This window comes from Serratia marcescens (assembly GCF_001902635.1).
Lineage (GTDB): Bacteria > Pseudomonadota > Gammaproteobacteria > Enterobacterales > Enterobacteriaceae > Serratia > Serratia marcescens_F.
Genome location: NZ_MJAO01000021.1, coordinates 13,415 through 32,109, shown reverse-complemented (window position 1 = coordinate 32,109; position 18,695 = coordinate 13,415). Strand labels below are relative to the sequence as shown.

Below are 18,695 nucleotides of genomic sequence, written 5' to 3'. Positions count from 1 at the left end.
TAGCGCCCCCGCCGCGGCGGGGGACGTCATCAAGGTTCAAACGGCCGACGCTGGAACTGGTCGTGACCGCATTTCGGGCAGAGCGGCAACACTTCCGGCGTGTAGAACGCCAGGTGATAGTGACACTGCTCGCATACCAGATTGCCCAACCCCACCACTTCGCCACTGTGGTAAACACCGTGGTGGCTGACATCCTTGAACACCTCGCGCCACTCCAACTGGGTTTTGTCGGTGATATCCGCCAGCTCCTGCCACAGGCTCTCTTTGATCACCCGCATAAATACGCTGTCGGTAAACTCGTCCCGGCTCTCCTGATAGCTGCGAGCGAACTCTTCCAGATCGCGCCGCACTGCCTGCGTCACCTGCCGCACCTCGTCACGGGTCAGATCCTCGGCCTCGTTCAACCGCCGCTCCGCGCTGGCCACCAGTTCGTCGATATCGCGTTCACCGTTTTTCAGGCGTTCGGTCAGCGATGCCACCAATTCGCGGTAATACTGAGCAACCTTGTTCATAGACTCTCCTCGATAAACGCTGCGCCGGACTTGGCTGTAGGGATACCCCTAAGCTACTTGTTCTTATTTTAGCCGTAAATGACTGATGTCACTTGGCAAGACGCGGGATCCGCAGGTTGTGAGCCGCGTCATGGCGGCGTTTTTTTTAAATGCGCCGAGTCAGGCGCTTGGAGTTGTTGCCGGGAGGTCTTATCAGCTATGCTATGCGGATCTACGAATACTAAATGTTCATTGCGTTGCCTCTGACCGGGGCAACGGTTTACACCTACAGGACCACCGGCCGCCATGCAAGAGCAATACCGTCCAGAAGACATAGAATCGAACGTACAGCTTCACTGGCAAGAGAAGCAAACTTTCAAAGTTACCGAAGACGCCAGCAAGGAAAAGTACTACTGCCTATCCATGCTGCCTTACCCGTCCGGCCGACTGCACATGGGCCACGTTCGTAACTACACTATCGGCGACGTGATCTCGCGCTATCAGCGCATGCTGGGCAAAAACGTACTGCAGCCGATCGGCTGGGATGCGTTCGGCCTGCCGGCGGAAGGCGCGGCGGTGAAAAACAACACCGCACCGGCCCCGTGGACCTACGACAACATCGAATACATGAAGAACCAGCTGAAACTGCTGGGCTTCGGCTACGACTGGGATCGCGAAATCGCCACCTGCCAGCCGGAATACTACCGTTGGGAGCAGTGGTTCTTCACCAAGCTGTATGAAAAAGGCCTGGTCTACAAGAAGACCTCGGCGGTGAACTGGTGCCCGCACGATCTGACCGTGCTGGCCAACGAACAGGTGATCGACGGCTGCTGCTGGCGCTGCGACTCCAAGGTCGAGCGTAAAGAGATCCCGCAGTGGTTCATCAAAATCACCGCCTACGCCGATCAGCTGCTGAACGATCTGGACACGCTTGAAAGCTGGCCAGAGCAGGTGAAGACCATGCAGCGCAACTGGATTGGCCGTTCCGAAGGCGTGGAAATCACCTTCGACGTGGCGGAAAGCGAAGAGCAGCTGACGGTTTACACCACCCGTCCCGACACCTTCATGGGCGCCACCTACGTGGCGGTCGCCGCGGGCCACCCGCTGGCACAACAGGGCGCGCGTAACAACCCGGCGCTGACCGACTTCATCGACGAATGCCGCAACACCAAAGTTGCCGAAGCCGAAATGGCGACGATGGAGAAGAAAGGCATGCCGACCGGCCTGTTCGTTGTCCATCCACTGAGCGGCGAGAAGCTGCCGGTGTGGGTCGCCAACTTCGTGCTGATGGAATACGGCACCGGCGCCGTGATGGCGGTACCGGCGCACGACCAGCGCGACTGGGAATTCGCCACCAAATACGATTTGCCGATCAAGCCGGTGATCCTGAATCTCGACGGCAGCCAGCCTGACGTGAGCGCCGAAGCGATGACCGACAAGGGCGCGCTGTTCAACTCCGGCGAGTTCGACGGTCTGGACAATGAAGCGGGCTTCAACGCCATCGCCGACAAACTGGTCGCCAAGGGCGTGGGCCAACGTAAGGTCAACTACCGTCTGCGCGACTGGGGCGTTTCCCGCCAGCGTTATTGGGGCGCGCCAATCCCGATGGTGACGCTGGAAGACGGCACCGTCATGCCGACGCCGGAAGACCAGCTGCCGGTGATCCTGCCGGAAGACGTGGTCATGGACGGCATCACCAGCCCGATCAAGGCCGATCCTGAGTGGGCGAAGACCACCGTCAACGGCCAGCCGGCGCTGCGCGAAACCGACACCTTCGACACCTTTATGGAGTCTTCCTGGTACTACGCGCGCTACACCTGCCCGCAGTATGACCAAGGCATGCTGGATCCGGCCGCCGCCAACTACTGGCTGCCGGTCGATCAATATATCGGCGGCATCGAACACGCCATCATGCACCTGATGTACTTCCGCTTCTTCCACAAGCTGATGCGCGATGCAGGCCTGGTGGATTCCGACGAGCCGGCCAAACGCCTGCTGTGTCAGGGTATGGTGCTGGCCGACGCCTTCTACTATACCGGCAACAGCGGCGAGCGCGTCTGGGTGTCACCGGTTGACGCCACCGTCGAGCGTGACGACAAGGGCCGCATCATCAAAGCCACCGATCCGCAAGGCCGCGAACTGGTCTATGCTGGCATGAGCAAAATGTCGAAGTCGAAAAACAACGGCATCGATCCTCAGGAGATGGTGGAAAAATACGGCGCGGACACCGTGCGTCTGTTCATGATGTTCGCTTCACCGGCGGAAATGACGCTGGAGTGGCAGGAATCCGGCGTGGAAGGGGCTAACCGCTTCCTGAAACGCGTGTGGAAACTGGCCTACGATCACGTGGAAAAAGGCGCGGTACAGCCGCTGGATGTGGCGGCGCTGAACGAAGAGCAGAAAGCGCTGCGCCGCGATCTGCACAAAACCATCGCCAAGGTGACCGACGATGTCGGCCGCCGTCAGACCTTCAACACCGCGATTGCCGCCGTGATGGAGCTGATGAACAAGCTGGCCCGCGCGCCGCAGGAGAGCGAGCAGGATCGCGCGCTGCTGCAGGAAGCGCTGCTGGCCGTGGTTCGCATGCTGTATCCGTTCACCCCGCACGTGTGCTTCACGCTGTGGCAGGCACTGAGCGGCGAAGGCGACGTGGACACCGCGCCATGGCCGGTTGCCGACGAGCAGGCGATGGTCGAAGACTCCAAGCTGGTGGTGGTGCAGGTGAACGGCAAGGTTCGCGCTAAAATCACCGTATCTGCCGATGCGACCGAAGAGCAGGTGCGCGCACGCGCTGCCGAAGAGCATCTGGTGGCTAAATATCTGGACGGCGTCACGATTCGCAAAGTGATCTACGTTCCGGGCAAACTGCTTAACCTGGTTGTGGGTTAACACAAGGAGGAGTTGTGCGACAACGTATTCTGACGCTGTTGCTGGGGTTGGCGGTGCTGGTCACCGCCGGCTGCGGTTTTCACCTGCGTGGCACCACGCAGGTGCCTAATGAAATGAAAACACTGATCCTGGACAGCGCCGATCCATACGGCCCGCTGACGCGCGCGGTGCGTGAGCAGCTGCGTCTGAACGACGTGACCATCGTCAGCGATCCGAAGCGTAAAGACGTGCCTTCCCTGCGCATTCTCGGCTCGATGGAAAGCCAGGATACCGCGTCGATCTTCCAGGACGGTAAAACCGCCGAGTACCAGCTGGTGCTGACCGTGCAGGCGCAGGTACTGCTCCCGGGCCACGATCTGTACCCGCTGTCGGTGAAAGTGTTCCGTTCCTTCTTCGACAACCCGTTGACCGCACTGGCCAAGGACTCCGAACAGGAGATCATCCGCCAGGAAATGCGTGAGCAGGCGGCGCAACAGCTGGTGCGCAAACTGCTGAGCGTGCATGCGGCGGAAGAAGAAAACCGGCAGAAAGCCGCTGCCGCCGGCGAACGAGCGGCAAGCCAAACCGCACAATGATCCGCATTTACCCGGAACAACTTGCCGCGCAGCTCCGTGAGGGGCTGCGCGCTTGTTATTTATTGAGCGGCAACGAGCCGCTGCTGCTGCAGGAGAGCCAGGATCTGCTGCGGCAGGCCGCGCAACAGCAGCAGTTCAGCGAGCACTACAGCATCAGCCTCGACGCCCATACCGACTGGGACGCCATCTTCGGCATCTGCCAAGCGATGAGCCTGTTCGCCAGCCGCCAGACGCTGCTGCTGATCTTCCCGGAAAACGGCCCGACGGCGCCGATCGGCGAACAGCTGGCCAAGCTCGCCACGCTGTTGCATGACGATATCCTGCTGATCCTGCGTGGCCCGCGCCTCACCAAAGCGCAGGAAAACAGCGCCTGGTTCAAGGCCCTCAGCCCGCACGGCGCCCTCGTCAGTTGCCAAACGCCGGAACAGGCGCAGCTGCCGCGCTGGGTCGCCGCGCGCGCCAAGGCGATGAAGCTGGAGCTGGACGACGCCGCCAACCAGCTGCTGTGCTACTGCTACGAAGGCAACCTGCTGGCGCTGTCCCAGGCATTGGAGCGGCTGTCGCTGCTGCACCCGGACGGCAAGCTCACCCTGCCGCGCGTCGAACAGGCGGTGAACGACGCCGCCCACTTCACGCCGTTCCACTGGCTGGACGCCCTGCTGGCCGGCAAGAGCAAGCGCGCCTGGCATATCCTGCAACAGCTGCAGCAGGAAGACGTGGAGCCCGTGATCTTGTTGCGCACCCTGCAGCGCGAACTGCTGCTGTTGCTGACACTGCAACGCCACATGGCTTCCGCGCCACTGCGCACGCTGTTCGACCAGCACAAGGTCTGGCAAAACCGCCGCCCGTTAGTGACCCAGGCGCTGCAACGCCTGTCCGGCGCCCAGCTGCGGCAGACGGTGCAATTGCTGACGCACATTGAGCTGACTCTCAAGCAGGACTATGGCCAGTCGGTCTGGCCGGAACTGGAAACCCTGTCGATGCTGCTGTGCGGCAAACCTCTGGCCACGAGTTTTACCGATGCCCACTAATCCGGAACACCCCGCCGTCTTGCATGCGCTATTCGGCGGCACCTTTGACCCGATCCACTACGGCCACCTGCGGCCTGTCGAGGCGCTGGCCGCCGAAGTGGGCCTGAATCGCGTCACCCTGCTGCCCAACCACGTACCGCCGCACCGTCCGCAACCGGAAGCCAATGCGCAGCAACGGTTGAAGATGGTCGAATTGGCGATCGCCGACAATCCGCTGTTTGCGGTCGACGATCGCGAACTGCATCGCACCACCCCTTCCTATACGATCGAGACGTTGGAAACGATTCGTAAAGAGCGTGGCGCCGCACAGCCGCTGGCGTTTATTATTGGCCAGGACTCGCTGCTGACGCTGCATAAATGGCATCGTTGGCAGGCGCTGCTGGATGTCTGCCATCTGCTGGTGCTGGCGCGCCCCGGCTACAACGATCGCATGGACACGCCGGAGCTGCAGCAGTGGCTGGAACGCCATCGCACCACCGATCCGGCGCTGCTCAGCCGCCGCCCGCACGGCCATCTCTATCTGGCCGATACGCCGGAGCTGGAGATTTCCGCCACCGAGATCCGTCAGCGCCGCCATCAGGGCCTCAACTGCGACGATCTGCTGCCGCGGCCGGTGCAGCGCTATATCGAGTTGCAGGGTTTATATCGCTAGCGAAAGGTGCGTGATATACTGCGCCGCTATTTTTCAGGTATCCGCTGAAAACCCCGGAAACCTTAGCTGGCCGGGCAGTCACCAGTTAGCTGGCTTTCAGCGGCAGCCTGCCGAAACCATTATCCGGTTATGCCGCGGCGCGCGCATTTTGCCCGCCGCAGCCGACTGAACAGAACACACCCGAGGGGGAACCTTTGCAAGGTAAAGCGCTCCAAGATTTCGTCATCGATAAAATCGATGACCTGAAAGGCCAAGACATTATCGCTCTGGATGTACAGGGCAAATCCAGCATCACCGATTGCATGATCATCTGCACCGGCACCTCGACTCGCCACGTGATGTCGATCGCCAGCCACGTAGTGCAAGAATCCCGCGCCGCGGGTATGGAACTGTACGGCATGAAAGGCCAGGAAGCCTCCGACTGGATCGTGGTCGATCTGGGCGAAGTGATCGTGCACGTGATGCAGGAAGAAAGCCGTCGTCTGTACGAGCTGGAAAAACTCTGGAGCTAAGCGGTGAAACTGCAATTGGTGGCGGTCGGCACCAAAATGCCAGACTGGGTGCAAACCGGTTTTATGGATTACCTGCACCGCTTTCCCAAAGACATGCCGTTTGAGCTGACCGAGATCCCGGCGGGCAAACGCGGCAAAAACGCCGACATCAAGCGCATTCTGGACAAGGAAGGCGAGCAAATGCTGGCGGCGGTAGGCAAAGGCAACCGCATCGTTACGCTGGATATCCCCGGCACGCCGTGGGAAACGCCGCAGCTGGCGCAACAGCTTGAGCGCTGGAAGCAGGATGGCCGCAACGTCAGTTTGCTGATCGGCGGCCCGGAAGGGTTGGCGCCTGCCTGTAAAGCCGCTGCCGAGCAGAGCTGGTCACTTTCTCCGTTGACGCTGCCGCATCCTTTGGTGCGCGTCCTGGTGGCCGAAAGCCTCTACCGCGCCTGGAGCATTACAACAAATCATCCTTACCACCGGGAATAGCCGGTGGTGACCGTGACAGAGTGAAATAAAGCAGCGGGATGAAAATAGAACGTAACCCTTTTCGCGACTATACGGCTGAATCCGCCCTGTTTGTACGCCGCGCCCTGGTGGCGTTCTTGGTCATCCTGGTGCTGTCCGGCATCCTGATCGCCAACCTGTATAATCTGCAAGTGGTCCGCGTCGAGGATTACCGCACCCGCTCCAACGAAAACCGCATCAAGCTGGTGCCCATCGCGCCCAGCCGCGGCATCATCTACGATCGCAACGGCACCCCGCTGGCGCTCAACCGCACCATTTATCAGCTGGAGCTGATGCCGGAGAAGATCGACGATCTCAAAGCCACGCTGCAGGCGCTGCGCCCGGTGGTCGATCTGACCGACGACGACATCGTCAATTTCGAAAAAGAGCGCAAGCGTTCGCGCCGTTTCGTCTCCATTCCGGTGAAAACCGCGCTGACCGAGGTACAGGTCGCCCGCTTTGCGGTCAATCAGTTCCGCTTCCCCGGTGTGGAAGTGAAAGGCTACCAGCGCCGCTACTACCCTTATGGCTCCGCCCTCACCCACGTCACCGGCTACGTGTCGAAGATCAACGACCGCGACGTCGAGCGCCTGGATAAAGACGGCAAGCTGGCCAACTACGCCGCCACTCACGATATCGGCAAGCTGGGCATCGAACGTTACTACGAGGACACGCTGCACGGTAAAACCGGTTATGAAGAGGTTGAGGTCAACAACCGCGGCCGGGTGATCCGCCAGTTGCACGAGCAGCCGCCTTCCGCCGGTCAGGACGTTTACCTGACCCTCGATCTCAACCTGCAGCGCTATATCGAACAGCTGCTGGTCGGCAGCCGCGCCGCGGTGGTGGTGAGCGATCCGCGTACCGGCGCCATTCTGGCGATGGTGTCCAACCCGAGCTACGATCCGAACCTGTTCGTGGACGGCATTTCCAGCAAGGACTATCAGGGGCTGCTGAACGATCCGAATCGCCCACTGATCAACCGCGCCACGCAGGGGGTTTACCCGCCCGCGTCGACGGTGAAGCCTTATATCGCGGTGTCTGCGCTCAGCGCCGGGGTGATCACCAAGAACACCGTGGTGTTCGATCCTGGCTGGTGGCAACTGCCCGGCTCGGAAAAACGCTTCCGCGACTGGAAAAAATGGGGCCACGGCCGGCTGAACGTCACCAAGGCGCTGGAAGAGTCCGCAGATACCTATTTCTATCAGGTCGCCTATGATATGGGGATCGATCGGCTGTCGACCTGGCTGACCAAATTCGGTTACGGCCAGTACACCGGCATCGATCTGGCCGAAGAGCGCTCCGGCCTGATGCCGACGCGCGAATGGAAGCTGAAGCGCTATAAAAAGCCGTGGTATCAGGGCGACACCATTCCGGTGGGCATCGGCCAGGGTTACTGGACCGCCACGCCGATCCAGATGGCCAAGGCGCTGAACACCCTGATCAACGACGGCACCGTCAAAACGCCGCACCTGCTGCAGAGCACCCGCGTCAACGGCGCACTGGTGCCGTTCAAGCAGGAAGAAGACACGCAGATCGGCGATATTCACTCCGGCTTCTGGGAAATCGCCAAAGACGGCATGTACGGTGTGGCCAACCGTCCGAACGGGACGGCACGCAAATACTTTGCGGACGCCCCTTACAAAGCCGCGGCGAAATCGGGTACCGCACAGGTATTCGGCTACGAAACCTACAACGCCCACAAACTGGCGGAGCACCTGCGCGATCACAAGCTGATGACCGCCTTCGCGCCGTTCAACAACCCGACGGTGTCGGTCGCCATCATTCTGGAAAACGGCGGCTCCGGTCCGGCGGTGGGGACCATCACCCGCCAGATCCTCGACCATATTCTGCTGGGCGACAACAATACGCAATTGCCAAGCGAGGCCCCGCTGCCGCCTGGCGTAGAAGGTGACTAAGGTAGAACATGACTGAAAGCCAACAAAAAGGCTCGATCTGGACCAAAATCCATATCGATCCGACGTTCCTGCTGCTGATTCTGGCTTTGCTGGTCTACAGCGCCTTCGTGATGTGGAGCGCCAGCGGCCAGGACATCGGCATGATGGAGCGCAAGATAGGCCAGATCGTCATGGGGCTGATCGTGATGGCCGTGATGGCGCAAATCCCGCCGCGCGTGTACGAAAGCTGGGCGCCCTACCTGTATATTTTCTGCGTGATTTTGCTGATCCTGGTGGACGCCTTCGGGCAGATCAGTAAAGGCGCACAGCGCTGGCTGGATCTCGGCGTGGTGCGTTTCCAGCCGTCGGAAATCGCCAAGATCGCCGTGCCGCTGATGGTGGCGCGCTTCATGAACCGCGACGTCTGTCCGCCTTCGCTGAAAAACACCGCCATCGCGCTGGTGCTGATTTTCCTGCCGACGCTGCTGGTGGCCGCGCAGCCGGATCTGGGCACCTCGATCCTGATCGCCGCCTCCGGCCTGTTCGTGCTGTTCCTGTCTGGCATGAGCTGGAAGCTGATCGCCGTCGCCGCCCTGATGCTGGCGGCCTTTATCCCGGTGCTGTGGTTCTTCCTGATGCACGGCTACCAGCGCGACCGCGTCATGATGCTGTTGGATCCGGAGAGCGATCCGCTCGGCGCCGGCTACCATATTATCCAATCGAAGATCGCCATCGGCTCCGGCGGCCTGTCCGGCAAGGGCTGGCTGCACGGCACCCAGTCGCAGTTGGAGTTCCTGCCGGAACGCCATACCGACTTCATCTTCGCCGTATTGGCCGAAGAGCTGGGGCTGATCGGGGTATTGGTGCTGCTGGCACTCTATCTGCTGGTGATCATTCGCGGGCTGATGATCGCCGCCAAGGCGCAAACCACCTTCGGCCGCGTGATGGTCGGCGGCCTGATGCTGATTTTGTTCGTTTATGTATTTGTTAACATTGGTATGGTCAGTGGCATTTTGCCGGTAGTTGGCGTACCTTTGCCTCTGGTCAGTTACGGGGGTTCGGCGCTGATAGTGTTGATGGCCGGTTTCGGTATCATCATGTCGATCCACACGCATCGGAAAATGCTGTCTAAAAGTTTATAAGAGGTGAGTAATGCGTAAGGAATGGCTTTGGATCGGTCTCGCGGCGGTGTTGCTTTCCGCCTGTACCGCCCCGACCACGGAACAGCAAGCGCCGCAGCAGCCGTACAACGGCCCGGTGGTGGAGATCGGCGGCGTCGAGCCTCAATATGAACCCTATAACCCTAACAACATGCAGGATTATAAGGTTAATGGCGATACTTACCGCATCGTAAAAGATCCGCAGAACTTCTCGCAGACCGGCCTGGCAGCCTGGTATGGCGAAGAAGCCAACGGCAACACCACCGCGCTGGGCGAGCAGTTCGATCCCAACGGCCTGACCGCGGCACACCCGACCTTACCGATCCCGAGCTACGTGCGCGTCACCAACCTGGCCAATGGCCGTCAGCTGGTGGTGCGGGTCAACGATCGCGGGCCTTACACCAAAGGCCGCATCATCGATCTGTCGAAAGCCGCCGCCGATCGCCTCAACCTGTCCAACAACACCAAAGTCAAAGTTGATTTCATCAGCGTGGCGCCAGACGGCACGCTGAGCGGCCCTGGCTCTATCGGCACCATCGTGGCGAAACAGAGCTACGCGCTGCCGTCGCGCCCGGATCTCGGCTCCAGCGGCATGGGTACGCCAATGCAGCAAGAAGTTCCTGTCGCCAGCGGCGCGGCCGTGCGCCCGATCGATAACAGCACTCTGCGTACCGACGACAACGTTCCAGCGGCCAGCGGCAACGCCGGCAATGGCCGCGGCGGTTTCCTCGGCGCGCCAAGCGCAGTGCCGGCCGGCGTGCTGGAAGGTTCCGAGCCTGAAGCCGCCGCCGCGGTGGCCGCACCGGTCGCAGCCGGCGCTGCGGCGGCCGGCATGGCTGCCGCCTCCTCCGGTGGTTATGTGGTGCAGGTCGGCGCGCTGAGCAGCGCCGAGCGCGCTCAAAGCTGGCAACAAAGCCTGAGCCAACAGTTTGGCGTACCGGGCAAAGTGGCGGCCAGCGGCAACGTTTATCGCGTCCAGCTCGGCCCGTTCAGCAGCCGTCAGCAGGCGACCCAGCTGCAACAGCGTCTGGCCAGCGAAGCGCAACAACAGTCTTTCGTTACTGCTGCACCCTGAGCGTGACGCCCCGGTGGGCATTCGCGGCTGATAAACGGTTATTTAGCTGAAACATTTTCTTGCAGCTAAAAGGTCACTAACCGCAATTAGTCAGATGAATGGATAATGCCTGCCGGGATCGCATCTGCTATAGTGTGGCTCGTTTTTTAACTTTACCCATCACGGATGTTGTAGTCCCGATCATGAAACAAGTAACTTCTTTTCGCTTAATCAAGAGCATCGCGCTCGGCACCGTTATCGCAATGAGCGCAGCCTCCGTTGCGCATGCCGATGACGTTAACATCAAAACCATGATCCCAGGTGTCCCGCAGATCGATGCGGAAGCGTACATCCTGATTGATTACAACTCCGGCAAGGTGCTGGCTGAGATGAACGCCGACGCGCGTCGCGATCCGGCCAGCCTGACCAAAATGATGACCAGCTACGTCATCGGCCAGGCACTGAAAGCGGGCAAAATCGGCCAGGACGATCTGGTGACCGTCGGCCAGGACGCTTGGGCGACCGGCAACCCGGTGTTTAAAGGCTCCTCGCTGATGTTCCTGAAGCCGGGCGATCGCGTGCCGGTCTCCAAACTGACCCGCGGCATCAACCTGCAATCCGGTAACGACGCCTGCGTGGCGATGGCCGACTACGTCGCCGGCAGCCAGGACGCGTTCGTCAACCTGATGAACACCTACGTCAACAAACTGGGCCTGCAGAACACCCACTTCCAGACGGTGCACGGCCTGGATGCCCAGGGCCAATACAGCTCAGCGCGCGACATGGCGCTGATCGGCCAGGCGCTGATCCGCGACGTACCGGACGAATACGCGATTTATAAAGAAAAAGAGTTCACCTTCAACAACATTCGCCAGGTGAACCGCAATGGTCTGCTGTGGGATACCAGCCTGAACGTCGACGGCATCAAAACCGGCCACACCGACGCAGCGGGTTATAACCTGGTGGCTTCGGCGACCGAAGGCCAGATGCGTCTGATCTCCGCCGTACTGGGCGGCCGCACCTACAAGGGCCGTGAAACCGAAAGCAAGAAACTGCTGACCTGGGGCTTCCGCTTCTTCGAAACCGTGGCGCCGCTGAAAGTCGGTAAAGAGTTTGCCTCCGAGCCGGTGTGGTTCGGCGATGCCGACCGCGTTGAGCTGGGCGTGGACAAAGACGTCTACCTGACCATCCCGCGCGGCCGCATGAAAGATCTGAAGGCCAGCTATGTGCTGAACACCCCTGAAATTCACGCGCCGCTGGCGAAAAACCAGGTGGTCGGCAGCATCAACTTCCAACTGGACGGCAAGACCATCGACCAGCGTCCGTTGGTGGTGATGAACGAAGTGAAAGAAGGCGGTTTCTTCAGCCGCATCGTGGACTACATCAAACTGATGTTCCACCACTGGTTCGGTTAACGGTTGAAACGGGCGAAATCGTCCCCATATACTGAATAACACTAACTCCCGCCCCGGCGGGAGTTATAATTTATAGATTAGCTAGCACTCTGGAGCGCACGCACATGCAAAAAACTAAACTGAACGAACTGCTCGAATTCCCTTGCTCGTTTACCTACAAGGTGATGGGCCTGGCGCAGCCTGAGCTGGTTGACCAGGTAGTTGAAGTGGTGCAGCGCCATGCGCCGGGCGATTACAACCCGCAGGTTAAGCCGAGCAGCAAAGGCAACTACCACTCCGTCTCCATCACCATCAACGCCACTCACATCGAGCAGGTCGAAACCCTATACGAAGAGTTGGGCAACATTGAAATTGTTCGCATGGTGCTGTAATTCCAGCATAACCCCCTGCTTATCAACCCGGGACGGCGCTGCCTCTTCCCGGGTTGCGCATTTTTGGTCAGCGAAAGGCTGGTCGCAGGCCGGAGCGCCCGGTATAATGGCTTTACCACTTCTGTAACCTGACGATGACTCTTTTGCAACCAGACAAGATCATTTTGCGTCAGCTGGGGTTGCAGCCCTACGCGCCTGTATCCCAAGCCATGCATAACTTCACCGACAGTCGTACCGAGACCACGCCGGACGAGCTGTGGCTGGTGCAGCATCACCCGGTGTTCACCCAGGGCCAGGCCGGCAAAGCCGAGCACGTGCTGATGCCCGGTGATATCCCGGTTGTCCAGAGCGATCGCGGCGGCCAGGTGACCTACCACGGGCCGGGTCAGCAGGTGATGTACGTGATGGTCGATCTTAAACGCAACAAGGTCGGCGTACGCCAATTGGTCACGGCGATAGAAGATACCGTTATCAACACCCTCGCCCACTTCCACCTCGAATCGCGTGCCCGTCCGGATGCGCCCGGCGTGTATGTGGGAGAGCAGAAAATCTGTTCGTTGGGTTTGCGAATCCGCAAAGGCAGCTCATTCCACGGCCTGGCCCTGAATGTGGCGATGGATCTCAGCCCCTTCCAACGCATCAACCCTTGCGGTTACGCCGGCATGCAGATGACGCAGGTCAGCGCGCTGGCGCCCGGCGTTGGCATTGAAGACATACACCCAATCCTGGTACAGGAATTTGTTCATTTACTCGGCTACCAGACGGTCGAGCTTCGTAACTGGAACCTGCACGATTATGAGTAAACCAATTCAGATGGAACGCGGCGTCAAATACCGCGATGCTGACAAAATGGCGCTGATCCCGGTCAAAACGGTGGTCACCGAACGGCAGGAGCTGTTGCGTAAACCCGAGTGGATGAAGATTAAACTGCCTGCCGATTCAACGCGCATTCAGGGCATCAAAGCCGCGATGCGTAAAAACGGCCTGCACTCCGTCTGTGAGGAAGCCTCGTGCCCTAACCTGTCCGAGTGCTTCAACCACGGTACCGCCACCTTCATGATCCTCGGCGCCATTTGCACCCGTCGCTGCCCGTTCTGCGACGTGGCCCACGGCCGCCCGATCGCCCCGGACGCCAACGAACCGGAAAAGCTGGCGCAAACCATCGCCGACATGGCGCTGCGTTACGTGGTGATCACCTCGGTTGACCGCGACGATCTGCGCGACGGTGGTGCTCAGCACTTTGCCGACTGCATCTCGGCCATCCGCGCCAAAAGCCCGAACATCAAAATTGAAACGCTGGTGCCGGATTTCCGCGGCCGTATGGATCGCGCGCTGGAGATCCTCACCGCCACGCCGCCGGACGTGTTCAACCACAACCTGGAAAACGTGCCGCGCGTTTATCGCCAGGTGCGCCCAGGCGCCAACTACGAGTGGTCGCTGAAGCTGCTGGAACGCTTTAAAGAAGCGCACCCGGATATCCCGACCAAATCCGGCCTGATGGTCGGCCTGGGTGAAACCAACGCGGAAATCATCGAAGTGATGCGCGATCTGCGCCGCCACGGCGTGACCATGCTGACGCTGGGGCAATATCTGCAGCCGAGCCGTCACCACCTGCCGGTGCAGCGTTACGTCAGCCCGGCCGAGTTCGATGAGATGAAAGAAGAAGCGATGGCGATGGGCTTCACCCACGCCGCCTGCGGCCCGTTCGTGCGTTCGTCTTACCACGCCGATCTGCAGGCCAAAGGGCTGGAAGTGAAATAACGCGTAATAGTTTGTTACGCTAAAGACGGCGGAAACGCCAAAAAACGGATGTCAGCAAGGCATCCGTTTTTTATTGCGCGCCACCAAACGGGATTAAACGTCTTTCTTTTCGACGCTCTGCTGAGCAGACTGGCTCTCGGCGGCGTTGTTGCCGGCGGCCGGCGGCGTATTGTCGTCGCCCACGGCTTTTTTAAAGCCCTTCAGCGCCGCGCCAAGATCGGCGCCGAGCGTGCGCAGTTTGCTGGTGCCGAACAGTAAAATCACCAACACCGCAATCACCAGAAGTTTGGTAATGCTGATACCTTCCATACTCACCTTCTTATCATAGAGCGCTGCGTGAACAGCGAGAAAAACTGACCTTGCCTGCGAATATTTAGCGACTTTCCTTCGGCTCACACAACCACAACATGTAACAGAGTGAGATCCGTCGCAGGAATGCCACGCGGTCTCACGGCGTGAATCCCAGACTATTCTTAGTTTATCACCCGCGTGATACGCTGCCGTGATACTCATCAGGGAGATGCCGGATGTATATTGCCCCACCCGTTTTCGATGCCCGAAAATCCGGCCTCAGCTTCGCCAAACGCACCTACCTGCCCCGTACCGCCGGCCTGGGGATCGGTTTTATCTGCGTCTTCGCAGGGGTCTACCCGCTGGATCCGCCCGCTGCGGTCTGGCTATTGCTGGCCTTTCACGGCTTTCTCTGGCCGCATCTCGCCTACCGCTTGGCCTGCCGCGCCAAAGATCCGTTCAAAGCCGAAATTCGCAACCTGCTGATCGACTCCGCCTTCGGCGGCTTCTGGACGGCGATGATGGCGTTCAACGCGCTGCCTGCGATCGTCATCCTGTCGATGATGAGCATGAACAACATCGCTTCGGCCGGCAAGACGCTGTTTGCGAAAGGATTGGCGATTCAATTGGCCGCGGCGGCGATCACCAGCGCCCTGCTCGGCTTCCCGTTTCACCCGCACAGCACGCCCCTGCAAATCTATCTGTGTCTGCCGATGATCTACCTTTATCCGACGCTGCTTGGGCTGGTGACCTACCGCACCGCCAAACGGCTGGCGGAGAAGAAACGGGAGCTGCAACGCATCAGCACCCGCGATGGGCTGACCGGCTTGTACAACCGCCGCCACTGGGAGCACCTGCTGCATCGCCAGTTCGACAGCTGCCGCCGTTATCAGGACAGCGCCACGCTGATCCTGATGGATATCGACCGCTTCAAAACCATCAACGATACCTTCGGCCATGCGCTAGGGGATGAAGCCCTGGCGGCGCTGGCGGAAGAACTGCTGATCGGTTTGCGTAACGTGGATATCGTCGGGCGCTACGGCGGCGACGAGTTTGGTGCAGTGTTGCCGAACACCGGCGCCGAACAGGCGGAAACCGTCTTGCGGCGCATCCAGCAGCGGCTGGACGCGGTCCGCTTCAAAGAGGCGCCGCAGCTGCGCCTGCAGATCAGTGCCGGCATTGCCAACTACCACCCCGCGCTGGGCGGTTACCTGGACTGGCTGAAAGCGGCCGACAGCGCGCTCTACCTGGCGAAGCAGAACGGCCGCAACCGGCTGGAAACGGCAGCGCCGGCGGGCGACTAACTTACTGACTTAATAACTTGGCAAAATAGGTGCCGGAATAATCCAGCGCCGTCATCAACTCGGCGATAGCATGCCGGTTGTCCAGGCGCGCCGCTCTGATTTCCATGGGTTTACCTCGCAGGATGTCGATACTACAAAATAGGCGGCATTGGGTGTAACATCCATCAGGTACGGCAAAAAGGCCGTGCGGCACGCTGGAGATGACATTCCTCCCTAACCGCCTTCACAGGCTGATGATGTCTACGTAACCTCTCGGAGAGAGGCGCGTAGCGTTACGCCTGTCCCTTTCCGAGTCCCGTGAATTTCTCTGATTGAAAGGTAGTTGCCCCATGTTGAGCTCTTTACTGGCCGTATTTATCGGCGGCGGCGTCGGCAGCGTTTTACGCTGGGCGGTAAGCATGAAAATGAATCCGCTGAACGCCCACATTCCGCTCGGTACGCTGATGGTCAATCTGATCGGCGGTTTTATCATCGGCCTGGCGATGGCGATTTTCACCCGCATGACGCACCTGGATCCCACCTGGAAATTACTGATCACCACCGGGTTCTGCGGCGGCCTGACCACCTTCTCCACCTTTTCGCTGGAGGTGGTGTACCTGATGCAGGATGGCCGCTTCGGCTGGGCGCTGGCCAACATGCTGCTCAACCTGGCCGGTTCGCTGGCGATGACGCTGCTGGCTTTCATGCTGGTGATGTGGATCAACGGGCGCTAAACCCTTAATGTTTCCTTAATCTTGCATGCGCATAATCTCATCCAGTATTCCTGACTGGATGAGAAACCGCTATGTTTAGCCTGCCGAAAACCGCCACCGAAGCGCTCACCGTTACGCTGTGCGTGCTGATCGTCGCCGCCTTTATCAAATCCTATCTGTTCGCTTAAACGCCTTTTCCCCGCATCGCCTGTTCACCTTGCCCCCTTGCCCGCAGTTGCACTACAATTGAGAATGAACGTTCACACCCAAAATGTGAACCCGACTCACGCGTAGCAAAGGATCGGCAGATGCTCTCCCCCAACGACAGCAAACAGGCCAAAGTGCAGGCGCGCCGCGACCAGATCGTCGAAGCGGCGAAAACCAGTTTCCGCCGCCACGGTTTCCACGCCGCCAGCATGGCGGAAATCGCCCAGGGTTCGCAGCTCAGCGTCGGACAGATCTATCGCTATTTCGCCAACAAAGACGCGATTATCGAGGAGATCGTCAATCGCATCATCGCCAGCAAGATGCAGCGCCTGGAAAACCTCGGCGATCACATCAACCTGATCGCCGGCACGCTGGCGGCGCGCACGCTGTTTCAACAGCCGGGCGAGAGCGAAACTGACCACATGCTGATGCTGGAAGTGACCGCCGAGGCCACGCGCAATCCGGTGGTAGCCAAAATGCTCAGCGATGCGGAAGCGCGGCTGTTTCGCCACGTGTGCCACAACCTGCAGCGGCTGTATCCCCATTTCAGCGCGGAAGAGATCGCCGCACGGGTAGAGTTTATCGCCGTCATGAGCGAAGGCACCGGTTACCGTATCCTTACCACGCAAAAAGCCGATGCGATCCTGCTGCGCGATCTGTATCAGCAGGCCATTTCTCACCTGTTCAGGAAACCCTAACCTCCCATGACCAGACACTTAGCCAGACAACGTCTGGTGTACGCCGTCGTGCTTGGCCTGTTGGCCGCGCTGGGGCCGCTGTGCACCGATCTCTACCTGCCTGCCCTGCCGGAGATGGCGGGCGAGCTGAATACCTCCACCGCCGCCGCGCAGCTCAGCCTGACCGCCGGGTTGCTCGGCCTGGGCGTCGGCCAGCTGATTTTCGGCCCCTACAGTGACAAGCTGGGCCGCATGCGCCCGCTGCTGCTGTCGCTGATTCTGCTGCTGGGTGCCTCACTGTGGTGCGCGCTGGCCCCCACCATCGACCAGTTGTTGGTCGCCCGCCTGCTGCAGGGCATCGCCGGCGCCGGCGGTGCGGTCATCTCCCGCGCCATCGCCCGCGATCTGTACGCCGGCCATGAACTGACCCGTTTCTTCGCCCTGCTGATGCTGGTCAACGGCCTGGCGCCGATCGTCGCCCCGGTGCTGGGCGGCGTTATGCTGCAGGTGATGAACTGGCGCGGCATCTTCGGCGTGCTGGCCGCCATTGCGGTGCTGCTGTTCAGCCTGTCGGCGCTGAAACTGCGCGAATCCCTGCCGGTAGAGCGCCGCAGCCAGGGTGGCATCCTGGCGATGCTGATGTCATTGGGCGGTTTGCTGACCCAGCGTTATTTCATGGGCCTGTGCCTGACGCAGGGTTTCGTGATGGCCGGCATGTTCGCCTATATTGGTGCCTCGCCTTTCGTCTTGCAGCAGATTTACGGCCTCAGCCCGCAAATGTTCAGCCTGTGCTTCGCCATTAACGGCGTCGGGCTGATCATCGCAGCGCAGCTGGCCAGCCGCCTCAGTTCGCGTTGGGGGGAACGCCGGGTGTTGAAAAGCGGTCTGACGCTGGCGGCCGTCGCGTCGCTGCTGCTGCTGTTGGCTGCTGCGCTACATGCGCCACTGCCGTTGTTGTTAGTGCCGCTGTTCTTCTCGGTGGCGGTGATCGGCATCGTCGGCCCGACCGCCTCTTCATTGGCGATGCAAAGCCAGGGGGACAAAGCAGGCAGCGCTTCGGCGCTGATCGGCGTCTGTATGTTCGCACTCGGCGCCTGCGCCGTGCCGCTCACCGGGCTGGGCGGCACCTCCAGCCTGTCGATGGCGTTGACCATCGTCGGCTGCTACGCCATCGCCATCCTGCTGTTCAGCCTGTTGGCCCGCCACCACGAGGCATAACGCGCCCA

The 18,695-nt window shown here is 60.1% G+C and carries 19 protein-coding genes and 1 riboswitch; of the genes, 17 read left to right on the top strand and 2 right to left on the bottom strand.

The features are described from left to right. Positions 1–29: 29 nt before the first annotated feature. Positions 30–512, bottom strand: a complete 483-nt coding sequence (locus BHU62_RS19035; protein ID WP_025301844.1) for a zinc ribbon-containing protein — start codon at positions 510–512, stop codon at positions 30–32. A gap of 285 nt (positions 513–797) precedes the next feature. Here BHU62_RS19035 and leuS point away from each other — a divergent pair, with 285 nt between their 5' ends. The 13 genes from leuS (at position 798) to lipA (ending at position 14,298) form a co-directional block, all read left to right on the top strand. After that, a complete protein-coding gene (gene leuS / locus BHU62_RS19030; RefSeq protein ID WP_073533566.1) occupies positions 798–3,380 on the top strand; it encodes a leucine--tRNA ligase in 2,583 nt (860 codons plus the stop codon). Positions 3,381–3,394: 14 nt separating this feature from the next. Beyond that, entirely contained in the window at positions 3,395–3,955 is a 561-nt protein-coding gene (gene lptE / locus BHU62_RS19025; RefSeq protein ID WP_073533563.1) for an LPS assembly lipoprotein LptE, read from the top strand. Beyond that, entirely contained in the window at positions 3,952–4,986 is a 1,035-nt protein-coding gene (gene holA, locus BHU62_RS19020) for a DNA polymerase III subunit delta (protein ID WP_073533560.1), read from the top strand. Before lptE ends, holA begins: the two co-directional genes overlap by 4 nt. Beyond that, positions 4,976–5,638, top strand: a complete 663-nt coding sequence (nadD, locus tag BHU62_RS19015) for a nicotinate-nucleotide adenylyltransferase (protein ID WP_073533559.1) — start codon at positions 4,976–4,978, stop codon at positions 5,636–5,638. Before holA ends, nadD begins: the two co-directional genes overlap by 11 nt. A gap of 194 nt (positions 5,639–5,832) precedes the next feature. Next, the gene (gene rsfS, locus BHU62_RS19010) at positions 5,833–6,150 is read left to right on the top strand and encodes a ribosome silencing factor (RefSeq protein ID WP_016928774.1); all 318 of its coding nucleotides are present in this window, start codon (positions 5,833–5,835) and stop codon (positions 6,148–6,150) included. A 3-nt stretch (positions 6,151–6,153) separates the two neighbouring features. Next, positions 6,154–6,624 carry a 23S rRNA (pseudouridine(1915)-N(3))-methyltransferase RlmH gene (gene rlmH, locus BHU62_RS19005; protein WP_004940002.1) on the top strand — a complete coding sequence of 157 codons (471 nt, stop codon included), beginning with the start codon at positions 6,154–6,156 and terminating at the stop codon, positions 6,622–6,624. A gap of 38 nt (positions 6,625–6,662) precedes the next feature. Then, entirely contained in the window at positions 6,663–8,558 is a 1,896-nt protein-coding gene (mrdA, locus tag BHU62_RS19000) for a peptidoglycan DD-transpeptidase MrdA (protein ID WP_073533558.1), read from the top strand. Positions 8,559–8,566: 8 nt separating this feature from the next. Further along, entirely contained in the window at positions 8,567–9,679 is a 1,113-nt protein-coding gene (gene mrdB / locus BHU62_RS18995; protein ID WP_073533557.1) for a peptidoglycan glycosyltransferase MrdB, read from the top strand. A 10-nt stretch (positions 9,680–9,689) separates the two neighbouring features. Next, the gene (gene rlpA / locus BHU62_RS18990; protein ID WP_073533556.1) at positions 9,690–10,772 is read left to right on the top strand and encodes an endolytic peptidoglycan transglycosylase RlpA; all 1,083 of its coding nucleotides are present in this window, start codon (positions 9,690–9,692) and stop codon (positions 10,770–10,772) included. A 182-nt stretch (positions 10,773–10,954) separates the two neighbouring features. Further along, positions 10,955–12,166 (top strand): D-alanyl-D-alanine carboxypeptidase DacA, encoded by a 1,212-nt coding sequence (gene dacA / locus BHU62_RS18985; protein WP_073533553.1) that lies wholly within the window; start codon positions 10,955–10,957, stop codon positions 12,164–12,166. Positions 12,167–12,270: 104 nt separating this feature from the next. Continuing rightward, on the top strand, positions 12,271–12,537 hold the full coding sequence (gene ybeD / locus BHU62_RS18980) for a DUF493 family protein YbeD (protein ID WP_004940012.1): 267 nt from the start codon (positions 12,271–12,273) through the stop codon (positions 12,535–12,537). Between the two features lie 134 nt (positions 12,538–12,671). Beyond that, on the top strand, positions 12,672–13,340 hold the full coding sequence (gene lipB / locus BHU62_RS18975; protein ID WP_073533551.1) for a lipoyl(octanoyl) transferase LipB: 669 nt from the start codon (positions 12,672–12,674) through the stop codon (positions 13,338–13,340). Then, positions 13,333–14,298, top strand: a complete 966-nt coding sequence (gene lipA, locus BHU62_RS18970) for a lipoyl synthase (RefSeq protein WP_073533549.1) — start codon at positions 13,333–13,335, stop codon at positions 14,296–14,298. The genes lipB and lipA overlap by 8 nt, the downstream gene beginning before the upstream one ends. A 93-nt stretch (positions 14,299–14,391) precedes the next feature. On the opposite strand, the gene tatA is transcribed toward lipA, so the two are convergent. Then, on the bottom strand, positions 14,392–14,607 hold the full coding sequence (gene tatA / locus BHU62_RS18965) for a Sec-independent protein translocase subunit TatA (RefSeq protein ID WP_073533547.1): 216 nt from the start codon (positions 14,605–14,607) through the stop codon (positions 14,392–14,394). Between the two features lie 218 nt (positions 14,608–14,825). On the opposite strand from tatA, the gene BHU62_RS18960 reads away from it, so the two are divergent. From BHU62_RS18960 to BHU62_RS18945, 4 genes are all read left to right on the top strand, one after another. After that, a complete protein-coding gene (locus tag BHU62_RS18960) occupies positions 14,826–15,893 on the top strand; it encodes a diguanylate cyclase (protein WP_073533545.1) in 1,068 nt (355 codons plus the stop codon). 187 nt (positions 15,894–16,080) lie between these two features. Further along, positions 16,081–16,143, top strand: a riboswitch (Fluoride riboswitch). A gap of 79 nt (positions 16,144–16,222) precedes the next feature. After that, positions 16,223–16,606 carry a fluoride efflux transporter CrcB gene (gene crcB, locus BHU62_RS18955; RefSeq protein ID WP_073533543.1) on the top strand — a complete coding sequence of 128 codons (384 nt, stop codon included), beginning with the start codon at positions 16,223–16,225 and terminating at the stop codon, positions 16,604–16,606. Positions 16,607–16,893: 287 nt separating this feature from the next. Further along, positions 16,894–17,490: a TetR/AcrR family transcriptional regulator gene (locus BHU62_RS18950; RefSeq protein WP_073533541.1), complete on the top strand. Its 597-nt coding sequence runs from the start codon at positions 16,894–16,896 to the stop codon at positions 17,488–17,490. A gap of 6 nt (positions 17,491–17,496) precedes the next feature. Next, on the top strand, positions 17,497–18,687 hold the full coding sequence (locus tag BHU62_RS18945) for a multidrug effflux MFS transporter (RefSeq protein WP_073533538.1): 1,191 nt from the start codon (positions 17,497–17,499) through the stop codon (positions 18,685–18,687). The last annotated feature ends 8 nt before the right edge of the window (positions 18,688–18,695 follow it).

What these genes read in the sequence shown, in the direction of transcription:
- nadD (WP_073533559.1), top strand. Translation starts at nt 4,976, where the DNA reads ATGCCCACTAATCCGGAACACCCCGCCGTCTTGCATGCGCTATTCGGC.
- BHU62_RS18950 (WP_073533541.1), top strand. Translation starts at nt 16,894, where the DNA reads ATGCTCTCCCCCAACGACAGCAAACAGGCCAAAGTGCAGGCGCGCCGC.
- ybeD (WP_004940012.1), top strand. Translation starts at nt 12,271, where the DNA reads ATGCAAAAAACTAAACTGAACGAACTGCTCGAATTCCCTTGCTCGTTT.
- BHU62_RS19035 (WP_025301844.1), bottom strand. Translation starts at nt 512, where the DNA reads ATGAACAAGGTTGCTCAGTATTACCGCGAATTGGTGGCATCGCTGACC.
- tatA (WP_073533547.1), bottom strand. Translation starts at nt 14,607, where the DNA reads ATGGAAGGTATCAGCATTACCAAACTTCTGGTGATTGCGGTGTTGGTG.
- lipA (WP_073533549.1), top strand. Translation starts at nt 13,333, where the DNA reads ATGAGTAAACCAATTCAGATGGAACGCGGCGTCAAATACCGCGATGCT.
- leuS (WP_073533566.1), top strand. Translation starts at nt 798, where the DNA reads ATGCAAGAGCAATACCGTCCAGAAGACATAGAATCGAACGTACAGCTT.
- holA (WP_073533560.1), top strand. Translation starts at nt 3,952, where the DNA reads ATGATCCGCATTTACCCGGAACAACTTGCCGCGCAGCTCCGTGAGGGG.
- mrdA (WP_073533558.1), top strand. Translation starts at nt 6,663, where the DNA reads ATGAAAATAGAACGTAACCCTTTTCGCGACTATACGGCTGAATCCGCC.
- rlpA (WP_073533556.1), top strand. Translation starts at nt 9,690, where the DNA reads ATGCGTAAGGAATGGCTTTGGATCGGTCTCGCGGCGGTGTTGCTTTCC.
- crcB (WP_073533543.1), top strand. Translation starts at nt 16,223, where the DNA reads ATGTTGAGCTCTTTACTGGCCGTATTTATCGGCGGCGGCGTCGGCAGC.
- dacA (WP_073533553.1), top strand. Translation starts at nt 10,955, where the DNA reads ATGAAACAAGTAACTTCTTTTCGCTTAATCAAGAGCATCGCGCTCGGC.
- mrdB (WP_073533557.1), top strand. Translation starts at nt 8,567, where the DNA reads ATGACTGAAAGCCAACAAAAAGGCTCGATCTGGACCAAAATCCATATC.
- BHU62_RS18945 (WP_073533538.1), top strand. Translation starts at nt 17,497, where the DNA reads ATGACCAGACACTTAGCCAGACAACGTCTGGTGTACGCCGTCGTGCTT.
- BHU62_RS18960 (WP_073533545.1), top strand. Translation starts at nt 14,826, where the DNA reads ATGTATATTGCCCCACCCGTTTTCGATGCCCGAAAATCCGGCCTCAGC.
- lipB (WP_073533551.1), top strand. Translation starts at nt 12,672, where the DNA reads ATGACTCTTTTGCAACCAGACAAGATCATTTTGCGTCAGCTGGGGTTG.